Here is a 12962-nt window from a genome sequence, read left to right as displayed (position 1 = left end):
TCGGAAACGGACACCGGCCGGTTCAGGCCCGGACGCGGCGTGCCGGGCGGACGGTCTCCCCCGCTGTACGACTCATCAGGACCCCCTCGACGCACGCGACGGCGAGGAGCACGGCGATCACCCAGAAGGCGACGGCGTAGGGGCCGTCACCGCCGAGTCCGCCGGCGGCCCGGATGACGACGGCGGCGACCGCGACGCCGAAGCCGGCGGCGGTCTGCTGCAGCGTCGAGGACAGCGTGTTGGCGGGGGTCATGTCGGCCTGCTCGACGTCGGCGAAGGCGATGGTGTTGTACGCGGTGAACCCGACCGAGCGTGCGGCGCCGCTCACCACGAGCAGCACGGCGAGCAGCCAGAACGGGGTGTCCTCGGTCATGAACGCCATCGCGACGACGGTGAGGGCCGCGACGGCCGACGACACGATGATCACCGGCCGGTAGCCGAACCAGCGCAGGAACGGGGTGGTCATCGGCTTGACGCCGAGGTTGCCGACGAAGACCCAGAGCACCGCCGAACCGGCGAGCACGGCGCTCCACCCCCAGGCGTCCTGGAACAGCAGGGGCAGCACGAACGGCACCGCCGAGACGGCCAGGCGGAACAGGCTGCCGCCGGCGTGCGACACCCGGAAGGTCTCGAGCCGGAAGGCGTCGAGCCCCATGATCGGGTGCGGCGCCCGACGGAAGTGGCGGATCGCGAACCAGGTGCACACGGCGCCGACGATCCCGGACACCACGACGGCGGCGACCGGGATCGTGTCGAGGGCGAGCAGCGACGCCATCACCACGAGCGAGCCGAGCCCGAAGCAGGCGAGCAGGGACCCGAACCAGTCGAACGGCACCCGCTGCGCCGCGCGCTCCTGTGGCACGAGCACGAGCGCCGCGACGAACGCGACGACGCCGAGCGGGATGTTGACGAGGAAGATCCAGTGCCACGACAGGGTGTCGACGAGCACGCCGCCGACGAACGGGGCGATGATCGGCGCGGCGAGGGCCGGCCAGGTGAGGATCGCGATCGCCGTGACGAGCTGCTCGCGTCCGGCGCTGCGGAGCACCACGAGCCGACCGACGGGCACCATGAGCGCCCCGCCGAGCCCCTGCAGGATCCGCCACAGGGTCAGGTCGACGAGTCCGGTCGACATCGCGCACAGTGCCGAGGCCACGGTGAACAGGGCGATCGCGCCGGCGAACACCGTGCGGGACCCGACGCGGTCGGTCAGCCAACCGGAGACGGGGATGAACACCGCGAGCGTGACGAGGTACGCGGTGATCGCGACGCCGACCGCCGCGGAGTCGACCCCGAGGTCGCGTCCCATCGCCGGGGCGGCGGTCGCGAGGATCGTGCCGTCGAGGAGCTCCATGAAGAAGGTCCCCGCGACGAGCACGGCGACCGCCGTGCTGCCGGCCCGTCGCCGGCTGGGCGTCGATGTCGTCGTCGTCATGTCACAGGCGATCGTATGCCCGCCCCGGAGCACCCCGGCCGCCCTGCGTTCTGCGTTGCAGAATGGTCGGGGTGCGGGCGTTGTCGGCGGCACGGGGACCCGGCGAGGCTGGCACGACCAGCACCCGCTGGCACGCCGCACCAGCACGACCAGCACCCGCACCAGCACGAGGAGGCCCGATGACGAAGCACGTGCTCGACGACGTCCTGCTGCCCGCGATGACGCTCCGCGAGTCGGCGCTCGCCGCGAACGCCGCCGTGATGCAGGCGTACGTCGACCGCCACCGCCTGCTCTTCGCCCCGCACATGAAGACGCACATGGCCCCGGCCCTCGCCCGACGGCAGATCGACCTCGGCGCGTGGGGCGTCACCGTCGCCTCCGTGCAGCAGGCGCTCGTCGCGTGGCGCCACGGCATCCACCGGGTGTTCATCGCGAACGAGGTCCTCGACCCGGCCGGCCTCGCCTGGATCGCCGGCCGGCGCGCCGAGGACCCGGAGGCCGACGTGCTCTTCCAGGTCGACTCCGCGGCCGGGGTCGCAGCGGCGGCCGAGCACGGCGCGCTCCCCGTGCTCGTCGAGATCGGGTTCCCCGGGGGCCGCACGGGCGTGCGCTCCCCCGAGGCCGGTGTCGCCCTGGCCCGCACCGCACGTGACGCGGGCCTCGACGTCCGCGGCGTCACCGGCTACGAGGGCGGCCTGCCCGGTCCCGACGAGGCGCGCGAGTACGTCCGCGGCGTGCTCGGCGCGACCGAGGCGGTCCGCTCGCTCGTCACGGCTCCCCGCACCCTGCTCGGCATGGGCGGCAGCGCCTGGTTCGACGCCGTCGTCGACGCGGTCGCCGACCGCCCCGACGACGTCGACGTGCTGCTGCGGTCCGGCGCCTCGCTCACCCACGACGACGGCTTCTACGCCGAGCGCACGCCCTTCGGGCGGCACCCGGAGGAAGGCCGGCTCGAGTCCGCGATCCGGGTCTGGGGCCGGGTCACCTCGACCCCCGAGGCCGGCCTGGCCATCGTGGCCGTCGGCAAGCGGGACATCAGCTTCGACGAGGGGCTGCCGGTCGTGCGCGAGCTCCGGCCGGGAGGCACGGCGCACGCCCGCCCCGTCGCCCCCGCCCCCGGGTCGGTCACCGTCGCCCGCCTCGACGACCAGCACTGCTACCTGCGGCTGACGGACGCGGCGCCGGCGATCACGCCGGGTGACGTGGTCGTCCTCGGCATCTCCCACCCCTGCACGGTGTTCGACAAGTGGCGACGGGTGCTCGTCCTCGCCGACGACGACACGGTGACGGACACCATCGAGACGGAGTTCCGGTGACGACGCCGCCCGACGTCCCCGTGCGCAACGCCGCACTGTCGCTCCGGCGCGGGCTGCGCCTGCTGGACTGCATCGCCGACCGCACCCGGAACGGCGAGGTCTCGGTCAGCCTCGGCGCCCTCGCGGACGAACTCGGCACCTCGAAGTCGACCGTGCTCCGCCTGACCGCACCGATGGTCGAGACCGACCTGCTCCGACGCACCGCCGACACCGGGTTCACGCTCGGGCTCGGCGCGCTGCTACTCGGCCAGAGCTACCTCGAGGGCATCGACCTCCGGGCGGCCGCCGCGCCGTTCCTCCGCCGCACCGCGGAACAGACGGGCCTGACGTGCCACCTGGTCGTCCCGGACGGCACCGACATCGTGTACGTCGACAAGGTCGAGACCCGCGGCACCGTGCGGATGGGGTCGCGGATCGGCAACCGCCTGCCGATGCGCAACACCGCCTCCGGCAAGGCGATCGTGGCCTTCGGCGAGCCGGACCTGCTCGCCCGGGTGCTCGCCGAACCCGCTCGGGCGATGACCGACCACACGATCACCGACGACGAGCGCTGGCGGCACGAGGTCGAGCGGACCCACGGCCGCGGCTACGGCGTCGACGACCGCGAGAACGAACCGGACATCCGGTGCGTCGCGGCGCCCGTCCTCGACCACGCGAACCAGGTGGTCGGCGCGATGAGCATCTCGGGGCTGGCGTCCCGCTTCCCCGCCGCCGCGGTGCGCGAGCTCGGGGCGGGCGTGGTGCGCACGGCGCACGAGATCTCCGTCGCCCTCGGTTCGTCCTCGGCGCAGCTCGCCCTGACGAGGTCCGCACGGTGACCGGCCGCGTCGTCACCGTCGGCGAGACCATGCTGCTGTTGAGCGGGCAGGCCGTCGGCGCCGTGCCCGACCTCGACGCGATGCGGATCGACACGGGCGGTGCCGAGAGCAACGTCGCGATCGGGCTCGTCCGCGCCGGCGTCCCGACGACCTGGGTCGGCCGCGTCGGCACCGACCCCGCGGGCGACCGCGTCCTCGCCGACGTGCGCGGCGCCGGGGTCGACGTCGTCGCCGTCCCGGACCCGGAGCACTCGACCGGGCTCATGATGAAGGAACGGCTCACCGACGGTCGGACGCGGGTGACGTACCACCGCCGTGGCTCGGCGGGCTCGGCACTCGTCCCGACGGACGTGCCCGCGAGCATCGTCGAGCAGGCTGCGCTCGTGCACCTGACCGGCATCACGGTGGCCCTGTCGGACACGGCGCGGGCGACCGTCGACGCGGTGCTCGACCGCGCCGCTGCCGCCGGCGTCCCGGTGTCGTTCGACGTCAACCACCGCCCGAAGCTCATCGACCCGGAACGGGCCCGTGCCAGCTACCGACACGTCGTCGCCCGCTCGGCCGTGGTGTTCGCCGGCGACGACGAGGCCCGGCTGGTCCTCGGCCGCGACGAGCGCCCGGACGACGAAGAAGCCCTCGCGCACGACCTCGCCGCACTCGCCGACGGCACGGCCGTCGTGAAGCTCGGCTCCCGCGGCGCGGTCGCCTCGGTCGACGGCGTCCTGCACCGGCGGGCCGCGACACCCGTCCGCGTCGTCGACCCCGTCGGCGCCGGCGACGCGTTCGTGGCCGGCTGGCTCGCCGCGGTGCTCACCGGCACGGACGCCACCACCGCGCTCGACCGTGCGGCCGACGCCGGTGCGCTCGCCTGCAGCGTGGCGAGCGACTGGGGCCGACCGGACCCCGACGCCCTGGTCTCCGTCGAGGACGCCCCCGACACCGACCACACCGTGCACGACCGGGTGGACCGCTGATGGTCCCGCCCACGAACCGAGAGGCCCCCGTGACCGACACGACGCCCGCCGCAGCACCGCCCCGCCACCGCCACGAGGCCGGCCCCGCGATCGCGATCCTCCGCGGCGGGACGGGCGAGCACCTGGAGGACGTCATCGGCGTGCTCGTCGAGTCCGGGGTCCGCGCGATCGAGATCACCACGAACACCCCGCGCTGGCGCGAGGGCATCGCCTGGGCCACCGAGCAGTACGGCCGGTCGGCGGCGATCGGGGTCGGGACCGTCCTCGAGCCACGACAGCTCGACGAGGCAGCAGCGGCCGGGGCGTCCTTCGCGGTCAGCCCGCACACCGACCCCGCGATCGGGCACCGGGCCCACGAACGCGGTCTCGGCTGGTACCCCGGTGCCGCCACGCCGACCGAGATCGTCACGGCCTGGCAGCACGGCGCCCGCGCGGTGAAGGTGTTCCCGGCTGCGCAGCTCGGCGGGCCGGGGTTCCTCAAGCAGGTGCTCGCCCCGCTCGACTTCGTCGACGTCATCCCCACCGGCGGCATCGGGGTGGACGACGCCGCCGACTACCTGGCAGCGGGGGCCGTGGCGGTCGGTCTCGGCTCACCGCTCGTCGGCGACGCCCTGCGCGACGGCGACCTCGACGCCCTCCGCGCCCGGGCCGGACGACTCGTCGCGGCGCTGCGCCGATGACGGCGACCGCGGCACCGGTGCACCTGGCCGGCGGCTCCGTCGTCGGCGACGACGGCGCGTTCCGTCGGGCGGACGTCCTCGTCGTCGACGGTGCGGTCGCCGCCGTCGGCACACGGCTGGACGTCCCCGAGCACGCCGAGGTCGTCGACTGCACGGGCCGCGTGGTCATGCCGGGCTTCATCGACGCCCACTCGCACGCGGGGTCGCTCGTGTTCGACGACGGGGTCCAGCTCGCGCTCCTCCGCCAGGGCGTGACGACGATCATCACCGGCCAGGACGGCGTCGGACCGGCACCGGGCGACGGGTCGTACGCCGCCCGGTACTTCGCGGCGATCGACGGGCCGCACCCGACGTACCGCGGCGACGGCGTGGCCGGGCTGCTGGCCACCTACGACGGCACCACCGCGCTGAACGTGGCGACCCTCGTCCCCGCGGGCACCGTGCGGCACGAGGTGATGGGCGACCAGCAGGGACCGGCCGACCGCAGACAGCTCGACGCGATGCGCGCCCTCGTGCGACAGGGCACGGCCGACGGCGCCGTCGGTCTCGCCACCGGTCTCGACTACGTGCCCGGGCTCTTCGCCGGCACCGACGAGATCGCCGAGCTCGCCGCCGAGGCGGCACCGGCCGGGGTCCCCTACGTCACCCACATGCGCGGCGGGTACGAGACGAACGCGGCAGCGGGCATCGACGAAATCGTCGCCATCGCCGGCACGGCGGGCGGCAGTGCTCACATCTCGCACCTGCACGCGCCGGTGGAGCTCGCGCTCGCCGAACTCGACCGCGCCGCCGACCGGGGCGTCGCGCTGTCCTTCGACGCCTACCCGTACTCACGCGGCTGCACGATCCTGTCGATGCTGCTCCTGCCCGCCGAACTCGCCCGCCCCGGCACCGACGACCTGGCCCGGGCGCTCGACACCGCCGGGGGTCGCGAGCAGATCCGGGCCGCGGTGCTCGACCGGGTGCTCGGTCGAGCGGACCTCGGCACCGGGTGGGCGGACCAGATCACGCTCTCCCACGTGCCGGCCGCCGAGTTCCACGTGCTGCAGGGACGGACCCTCGCCGAGGCCGCCGACGCCACCGGGACCGACCCGGTCGACCTCGCGCTCGACGTCCTGGTCGACTCCGACCTGCAGGTCACGGTCGTCATGCGCGTGCCGCGTCCCCGCACCCCCGCGCAGCTCGCGGGACTCTTCCGCCACGACGGCCACACCGGCGGGTCGGACGGCATCTTCGTCGGCACGCACCCGCACCCGCGGGCGTACGGCACGTTCGCGCGCTACCTCGGCGAGTACGCCCGCGCCGGCCTGCTGTCCTGGGCCGCGGCGCAGCAACACCTTTCCACCCGGTCGGTGGAGCGATTCGGGCTCGGTCGCCGGGGCGTCGTCGCACCGGGGTGGACGGCCGACCTCGTCGTCGTCGACCCCGAGCGCGTCGCGGCACGGTCGACCTACGCCGAGCCGATGCGCCTGGCCGAGGGCATCGACGACGTCCTGGTGGCGGGCGTCCCGGTCCTGCGCGACGGCACCCTGACACACGCGACGCCCGGAGCCGGTCTCCGCCGGACGAGCACCTGACGACCCGCGCCCCCGTACGGTCGTCGCGTCCCGACTTCTCGGGGCACGACGTCCGCACGGGGGCGCGCTCGTGCGGGCTCCCGCGGGTAAGCGTTCCGAGCGGACGCGCCGGGTGCGGATCTACTCAGCCGAGGGCAGCACCGCGACGACGTCGATCTCGACCAGGATGTTCGCCAGGTGCGACTGCACGGTGGTCCGGACGGGGTAGGGCTGCGAGAAGTGCTTGGCGTACTCCTCGTTGAAGGCCGGGAAGTCGCGGTCGGAGTGCTCGAGGTGCACGGTCGCTTTCACGACGTCGTCGAGGGTGGCACCGTGCTCCGCCAGCACCGCGGCCACGTTCGCGAGCACCTGCGCGGTCTGGCCGGCGACGTCGTCCGCGATCGCGCCGGTCGACGGGTCCTGCGGGCCGAAGCCGGCGGTGTAGATGAAGCCGTTGGCGACGATGCCCTGGCTGTAGGGGCCGGCGGGCTTCGGGGCGTTGTCGGTCACGATGGCGGTCTTCGGCACGGTGGCTCCTCGTCAGTCGGTGGATGAGGACTCCAGGCTAGGCGGGCCGCTCGCTCCGGAGCCGACCACGGGACGGACGCGTTCCGACATGCAGAACGCTGGACGGGCCTCCCGTCCGACGCCCGCACACCCGCGCGTTCCGTGAGGACCACGCGGGTCGACCGGCTAGCCTGTCCCGGTGCCGACCCCGATGCCCGCCCGCCGAGGAGCCCGCGCGTGAGCCGCCTGGACGGCGACGCCGTCGCCGTCGCGCCCGGACGGCGTCGAGTGCTCGACACCGTGGCGTCGTTGCCGGCGTGGGCCGCGGTCCTGCTCGTGTGGACCGGCGGTCGTCTGCTCTCGACGCTCTGGTTGGCGCTCGCGTACCCACTGATCGGTCGCGCGCTGCCGGAGAACGCGATCTGGGGCAACGGCCACGGGTTCGGGGCGTTCCTCTCGGCGTGGGACGGGCAGTACTACGAGCAGATCTCGCTGCACGGCTACCCCGCCGTGCTGCCGGTCGACGCCGCCGGGAACGTCGCACAGAACGCCTGGGCGTTCCTGCCGGCGTTCCCGTTCACGATCCGGATGCTGACGGCCTCGACCGGGGTGCCGTTCACCATCGGTGCGCCGCTCGTCGCGCTGGTCGCCGGGCTGGTCGCCGCGTTCCTGCTGCACCGGTTGGTCCGCGACCGGGCCGGTCACGCCGCCGCCATGTGGGCCGTCTTCTTCTTCACCTGCGGGCCGCTGTCGTTCCTGCTGCAGGTGGGCTACGCGGAGAGCATGTTCCTCGCGCTGTCGTTCGGGGCGCTGCTCGCCCTCGAACGCCGCCGGTACGGGTTGCTCACGCTGCTCGGGGTCGTCGCGGCCTTCACGCGGCCCGGGGCCCTCGCCATCCCGCTCGTCCTCGGGGTCGTGGCGCTGATCCGTTGGGTCCGTGCTCGGCGGTCGGACGGACGGCTCCTCGACACCTTCCCGCTGCGCGAGCAGGTCCGGGTGGTCGCCGCGGGCCTCGCGATGGGTGCTGCGGGGCTGGCCTGGCCGGTCATCGCGTCGCACGTGACCGGGATGCCGAACGCCTACCTCGAGACCGAGATGTCGTGGTGGGTGAACTTCATCGGACGCGTGGACTTCGTGCCGATGACGCCGTGGTTCCTCATCGCGTCGCGGTGGCTCGGCGTCGGGGGCGTGCTCATCGTCCTGTTCCTGCTCGTCGGCTACCCGGTGTGGCTGCTCCGCCGGTCGACGCTGCGCCTCGGCCAGACGACCGTGCTGTACTCGGCGGCCTACGCGCTCTACGTGTTCGCGGTCTCGCTGCCGATGGCCTCGACGCCCCGCCTGCTCATGCCGCTGGCGCCGCTGTTCGGTTCACCGGAGCTGGTCGCACGGCCCTGGATGCGCCGGACCCTCGTCACCGCCGCGCTGGCCGGGCAGCCCGTGCTCGTCGCAGTGCTCTGGCTGCTCGGCCCGCCGTAGGCAGCGGTTGCACCGTCCGGGCAGGGGTGGCCCCGTGCGGACAGGGATGGCCCGTGCGGACGCGGGGGTGGCCCCGTGCGGACGCAGAACGACGAGATCGCTGTCGCACGACGTCGATCTCGTCGTCCTGCGTCTGGCCGGCCGGGCAGTGCTCCGCGGTCGGCGCTCCGCGGTCAGAGCTCGACGGTGCCGTGGTCGCCGGTGTCCGGCTGGCTCTGCTTGCCGATCGCGGCCTTGAACATCTGCACGAGGCTGCCGACCGGACCGGTGTCCTGCGTCCAGTACTCGACCGAGACGCCCTCGACGGTGAGGAGTCGGATCGACGGGTCCTGCCGCCCCTCGGGGAACCACGCCTCGGCGAACGGGGACCACAGCTCGTCGACGACCGAGTCGTCCTGTGTGACCGTGGCGGTGCCGGCGATCGACAGGTAGCCGCCCTGCGACTCGATGGCGACGTTGACGTGCGGGTTGCGGGCGATGTCCTCGACCTTCTCGCTGCCGTCCTGCACCAGGAACCGCAGCGTCCCGTGGAAGGTCTTGTCCTGCACGGCGAGCGGACGGGCGTGCAGGTGCCCGTCCTCGCTCACGGTGGTGAGCAGTGCGGTGTGGGCCCCGTGGACGATGTCCGAGATGGCGGCGCGCTGGTCGGTCTGCGTGTCGGTCATGATGCTCCTTTGCGTCGTGCGCCCCGCCGTGCCCGAGGGCTGACGGAGCCGAACCGTTGCGTCCAGTGTGCCCCTCCGAGGGCGGGTGTGTCTGGGGCGGGGGTGTGTGGCGGGGCGGTGGGCGGCGCGGGGGCGCTTTCGCGCGTGGGGAGTCGAATCGCGCGTAGGAGGCCCGGACGAACGACCTCCTACGCGCGGATCTGCTTCCCACACCACGCGCGATGAGACAGAACACCCGCGGGCACCACGCCGTGGCCGGAGCGCACGCCCGGGGACCACGGTCAGCCGCGCCCGGCCGGCGCGGGCGGTGGGCAGTTCCGCGCGTGGGAAGACGAACCGCGCGTAGGAGGCCTGAACGAACGACCTCCTACGCGCGAAAGCGCTTCCCACACCACACGCGATGGGACAGAACGACCGCGGGCACGACCTCGTGGCGGAGCGAACGCCCGGACACTACGGTCAGCCGTGCCCGGCCGGCGCCGTCGGCGGAAGTCCCGCGCGTAGGAAGACGAATCGCGCGTGGGAAGCCCGAACGAACGACCTCCTACGCGCGGATCTGCTTCCCACACCACACGCGATGGGACGGAACGCACCCCAGGCGACAGGCCGCAGAACCCGCACCGCCCCGAGGGTCAGGCCGGCTCGCGGATCGTGGTCTCGACGTCGACCACCTGCGGGATCCTCGGCATCGAGGCGAAGCCGAACGCGACGGGCGGGTTGAGCGGGGCGAGTGACCCGAGCGGCTCCCCCGCCCAGGTGCCGCGGACGCCGGTGACGTCGTGCGCCCCGGTCACGCCGTAGTACTCGCGACGGCCGTTGCCCGCCGAGCCGGCCGTACCGGACCCGGGGGCGACGAGCCGGGCGACGGGGTCGATCGCGGCGAGCCACCGGGGGTCGCGGGCGATGGGCTTCGGGACGATGCGGAGCAGACGCCCGAGCGGGGAGATCGCTCCGACGTCGATCGACGCCTCGAGGGCTCCGGCCGACAGTTCCAGCCCGCGGGCGGTGCGGCGGGTGCGGACGTCGACCACCGAGACGGTGTCGAAGCGGTAGGTGCCGGAGACGTAGGCGGCGACGATCTCGTCCGGGGCCAGGAGCACGCTGGTGCCGTCCGGCAGTTCGAGGAACACGTCGGTGAATGCGCCGAACGGCGACCGCTCCCACATCCCCACGACGATGCGCACGCCGGACGTCGTGCCGACGCCCATGATGCGTCCTCGGAACCGGCGTTCTGGTGCGGTGGAGCGTGGCGACATGCCCTGGACCGTACCCGCGGCGCCCGTGAGCGGCGTCGCGGACGCGCCCCGGGCCTCCCGGCCGTCCCGCGACGCTGGCTGCGCCCCGGAAGAAGCGCCAGACGTCAGGCGACCGGGACGGCCTCGGCCAGCAGCTCGCGCACCCGCGGGGCGACCCGCGTGCCGTAGAGCTCGATGGAGCGCATCATGTCGTCGTGCGGCAGGCGGCCCGTCGCGTAGCGCATGTCGAACCGGGAGACCCCGAGGATGCGCATGTTGCGGGCGATCTTGCGCGCCACGGTCTCCGGCGACCCGACGTACAGCGAGCCGCCGGCCGACAGGCCTGCGCGGTAGCCGGCGACGTCGAGGGGCGGCCAGCCGCGCTCCCGGCCGAGCTGGTCGGTGACGGCCTTGTGGTAGGGCCAGTAGCGCTCCGCGGCTTCCTCGTCGGTCTCGGCGATGAAGCCCGGCGAGTGCATCGCGATGGGCTGCTGCGGCAGCTCGAGCTGGGCGAGCGCCTGGCGGTAGAGCCGCGAGAACGGGGCGAACTGGGCGGGCTGCCCGCCGATGATCGCGAGGAACAGGGGCATGCCGTACGAGGCCGCGCGGATGACGGACTGGGGCGAGCCGCCGACGCCGATCCAGGTCGGGATCGGGCCGTGCTCGAGCTTCGGGAAGACGTCCTGCTCGACAAGCGGTGCGCGCTTGGTGCCGGACCAGGTGACCTTGTCGCCGCCGCGCAGGGCGGCCCAGAGCTGGACCTTCTCCTCGAACAGGACCTCGTAGTCGGACAGCTCGTAGCCGAAGAGCGGGAACGACTCGGTGAAGGAGCCGCGGCCGAGGATGACCTCGGCGCGTCCGTCCGAGATCGCGTCGACGGTGGCGAAGCGCTCGTAGACGCGGACCGGGTCGTCCGACGAGAGCACGGTGACGGCGCTGCCCATCCGGATGCGGGACGTCGACGCGGCGATCGCGGCGAGGACGACCTCGGGCGCGCTGACGATGAAGTCCGCGCGGTGGTGCTCGCCGACGCCGATGAAGTCGATGCCGATCTGGTCGGCGAGGACCGCCTGCTCGACGACGTCGCGGATGCTCTGCGCGTCGGACTTGACCGAGCCGTCGGGCAGTTCGGTGACGTCGCCGAAGGTGTCGAGGCCGAGCTGCACGGGGCCGACCCGGTCGGGTGCGGGCGGCGGGACGTCCGAGGGACGGTCGGTGCCGAATGCGTTGCTCATGCGAGCCTCCAGTTCGATGCGTTTGCATAAAACTACCACGAGGGCAGCACGAACCACCACGGGGGCAGCACGAACCACCACGAGGACGGCACGAGCCGCCAGCCGCCAGCCGCCCCGAGTACGGTCACGGGCATGCCGAGACTCCCCGACCAGACCGGACGCCGCATCGTCGTCACGGGCGCCAACAGCGGCACCGGCAAGGAGGCCGCACTGCGCCTCGCCGAGGCCGGCGCGAGCGTCGTGCTCGGCGTCCGCACCGTCGCGAAGGGCGAGACCGCCGCCGCCGAGATCCGTGCGGCGCACCCCACCGCCGACGTCGAGGTGCGCGAGCTCGACCTGGCCGACCTGGCGAGCGTGCGGACCTTCGCCGAGCGCATCGTCGGCGAGGACCGCCCCGTCGACGTGCTCGTCAACAACGCGGGCGTGATGGCTCCCCCGAAGCGGTTCGAGACGGTCGACGGCTTCGAGCTGCAGTTCGGCACGAACTTCCTCGGCCCGTTCGCGCTGACGAACCTGCTGCTGCCCTCGCTCCTGCGTGCCGAGGCACCCCGGGTCACGACGATGTCGAGCCTGGCCGCGATGGGTGGCCGCATCCGCTTCCGCGACCTGCAGTGGGAGCGCGGCTACAACGGCTGGCGCGCCTACGGGCAGTCGAAGCTCGCCGACCTGCTCCTCGCGCTGCACCTGCACCGCCTGACGGTCGAGGCCGACGTCCCGCTCGTGAGCACCGCCGCGCACCCCGGCATCACCCGCACGAACCTCATGACGGCCGGCCGGTCGCTCGGGCGCTCCGGTCCGGCACGCGCGAACCGGCCGATGCCCTTCGCGCAGGACGTCGAGCAGGGCACCGAGCCGCTGCTCTACGCCGCCGTCGGTCCGAACGCGGTGGGCGGCGCCTACTACGGCCCGTCGGGCGCGTTCGGCATGACCGGTCCGACCACGTCCGCGTCGATCCCGGGCTCGGCGCGCAGCGCCGACCTGGCGCGCTCGCTCTGGGCGGTCGCCGAGGACCTCACCGGGACGCGTCCGCCGCTTTGACCCGGGTGGGTGGCGGCGGTCGGCCGG

Annotated in this window: 12 protein-coding genes; 7 read left to right on the top strand and 5 right to left on the bottom strand. The window is 73.7% G+C overall.

The window, feature by feature from the left end; translation table 11 throughout:
- Positions 1-22 precede the first annotated feature (22 nt).
- Complete coding sequence (locus BIU94_RS13145; protein WP_071261005.1) at positions 23-1435, bottom strand: MFS transporter; 1413 nt, start codon at positions 1433-1435, stop codon at positions 23-25.
- A 179-nt stretch (positions 1436-1614) separates the two neighbouring features.
- Here BIU94_RS13145 and BIU94_RS13140 point away from each other — a divergent pair, with 179 nt between their 5' ends.
- Genes BIU94_RS13140 through BIU94_RS13120 form a run of 5 tightly spaced genes read left to right on the top strand, consistent with a single transcriptional unit; the run spans position 1615 to position 6800 of the window.
- On the top strand, positions 1615-2751 hold the full coding sequence (locus BIU94_RS13140) for an alanine racemase (protein WP_071261003.1): 1137 nt from the start codon (positions 1615-1617) through the stop codon (positions 2749-2751).
- Positions 2748-3569: an IclR family transcriptional regulator gene (locus BIU94_RS13135; RefSeq protein ID WP_071261001.1), complete on the top strand. Its 822-nt coding sequence runs from the start codon at positions 2748-2750 to the stop codon at positions 3567-3569. The genes BIU94_RS13140 and BIU94_RS13135 overlap by 4 nt, the downstream gene beginning before the upstream one ends.
- Positions 3566-4543 carry a sugar kinase gene (locus BIU94_RS13130; RefSeq protein WP_083404821.1) on the top strand — a complete coding sequence of 326 codons (978 nt, stop codon included), beginning with the start codon at positions 3566-3568 and terminating at the stop codon, positions 4541-4543. Before BIU94_RS13135 ends, BIU94_RS13130 begins: the two co-directional genes overlap by 4 nt.
- 29 nt (positions 4544-4572) lie before the next feature.
- Positions 4573-5223 carry a bifunctional 4-hydroxy-2-oxoglutarate aldolase/2-dehydro-3-deoxy-phosphogluconate aldolase gene (locus BIU94_RS13125; protein WP_175472222.1) on the top strand — a complete coding sequence of 217 codons (651 nt, stop codon included), beginning with the start codon at positions 4573-4575 and terminating at the stop codon, positions 5221-5223.
- The gene (locus BIU94_RS13120; RefSeq protein ID WP_071260996.1) at positions 5220-6800 is read left to right on the top strand and encodes an amidohydrolase family protein; all 1581 of its coding nucleotides are present in this window, start codon (positions 5220-5222) and stop codon (positions 6798-6800) included. The genes BIU94_RS13125 and BIU94_RS13120 overlap by 4 nt, the downstream gene beginning before the upstream one ends.
- 120 nt (positions 6801-6920) lie before the next feature.
- On the opposite strand, the gene BIU94_RS13115 is transcribed toward BIU94_RS13120, so the two are convergent.
- Complete coding sequence (locus BIU94_RS13115; protein ID WP_071260994.1) at positions 6921-7307, bottom strand: RidA family protein; 387 nt, start codon at positions 7305-7307, stop codon at positions 6921-6923.
- 216 nt (positions 7308-7523) lie between these two features.
- Between BIU94_RS13115 and BIU94_RS13110 the strand changes: the two genes are divergently transcribed.
- Complete coding sequence (locus BIU94_RS13110; protein ID WP_083404820.1) at positions 7524-8762, top strand: mannosyltransferase family protein; 1239 nt, start codon at positions 7524-7526, stop codon at positions 8760-8762.
- Positions 8763-8935: 173 nt separating this feature from the next.
- On the opposite strand, the gene BIU94_RS13105 is transcribed toward BIU94_RS13110, so the two are convergent.
- From BIU94_RS13105 to BIU94_RS13095, 3 genes are all read right to left on the bottom strand, one after another.
- Positions 8936-9427: a pyridoxamine 5'-phosphate oxidase family protein gene (locus tag BIU94_RS13105; RefSeq protein WP_071260992.1), complete on the bottom strand. Its 492-nt coding sequence runs from the start codon at positions 9425-9427 to the stop codon at positions 8936-8938.
- A 632-nt stretch (positions 9428-10059) separates the two neighbouring features.
- Positions 10060-10683, bottom strand: a complete 624-nt coding sequence (locus BIU94_RS13100; protein WP_071260990.1) for a hypothetical protein — start codon at positions 10681-10683, stop codon at positions 10060-10062.
- A 104-nt stretch (positions 10684-10787) separates the two neighbouring features.
- Complete coding sequence (locus tag BIU94_RS13095) at positions 10788-11897, bottom strand: LLM class flavin-dependent oxidoreductase (RefSeq protein WP_083404819.1); 1110 nt, start codon at positions 11895-11897, stop codon at positions 10788-10790.
- A 132-nt stretch (positions 11898-12029) separates the two neighbouring features.
- Here BIU94_RS13095 and BIU94_RS13090 point away from each other — a divergent pair, with 132 nt between their 5' ends.
- Positions 12030-12935: an SDR family oxidoreductase gene (locus tag BIU94_RS13090; protein WP_071260988.1), complete on the top strand. Its 906-nt coding sequence runs from the start codon at positions 12030-12032 to the stop codon at positions 12933-12935.
- The last annotated feature ends 27 nt before the right edge of the window (positions 12936-12962 follow it).

Origin of the sequence: Curtobacterium sp. MMLR14_006 (assembly GCF_001864985.1) — a bacterium.
In the GTDB taxonomy this organism is placed as follows: domain Bacteria; phylum Actinomycetota; class Actinomycetes; order Actinomycetales; family Microbacteriaceae; genus Curtobacterium.
Note: the sequence above shows the minus strand (reverse complement) of the source record. Positions and strands in the feature narration are given on the sequence as shown.

Bases quoted from the DNA above. Each gene is read 5' to 3' on its own strand.
- BIU94_RS13120 (WP_071260996.1), top strand. From the start codon at position 5,220: ATGACGGCGACCGCGGCACCGGTGCACCTGGCCGGCGGCTCCGTCGTC.
- BIU94_RS13095 (WP_083404819.1), bottom strand. From the start codon at position 11,897: ATGAGCAACGCATTCGGCACCGACCGTCCCTCGGACGTCCCGCCGCCC.
- BIU94_RS13090 (WP_071260988.1), top strand. From the start codon at position 12,030: ATGCCGAGACTCCCCGACCAGACCGGACGCCGCATCGTCGTCACGGGC.
- BIU94_RS13145 (WP_071261005.1), bottom strand. From the start codon at position 1,435: ATGACGACGACGACATCGACGCCCAGCCGGCGACGGGCCGGCAGCACG.
- BIU94_RS13140 (WP_071261003.1), top strand. From the start codon at position 1,615: ATGACGAAGCACGTGCTCGACGACGTCCTGCTGCCCGCGATGACGCTC.
- BIU94_RS13105 (WP_071260992.1), bottom strand. From the start codon at position 9,427: ATGACCGACACGCAGACCGACCAGCGCGCCGCCATCTCGGACATCGTC.
- BIU94_RS13100 (WP_071260990.1), bottom strand. From the start codon at position 10,683: ATGTCGCCACGCTCCACCGCACCAGAACGCCGGTTCCGAGGACGCATC.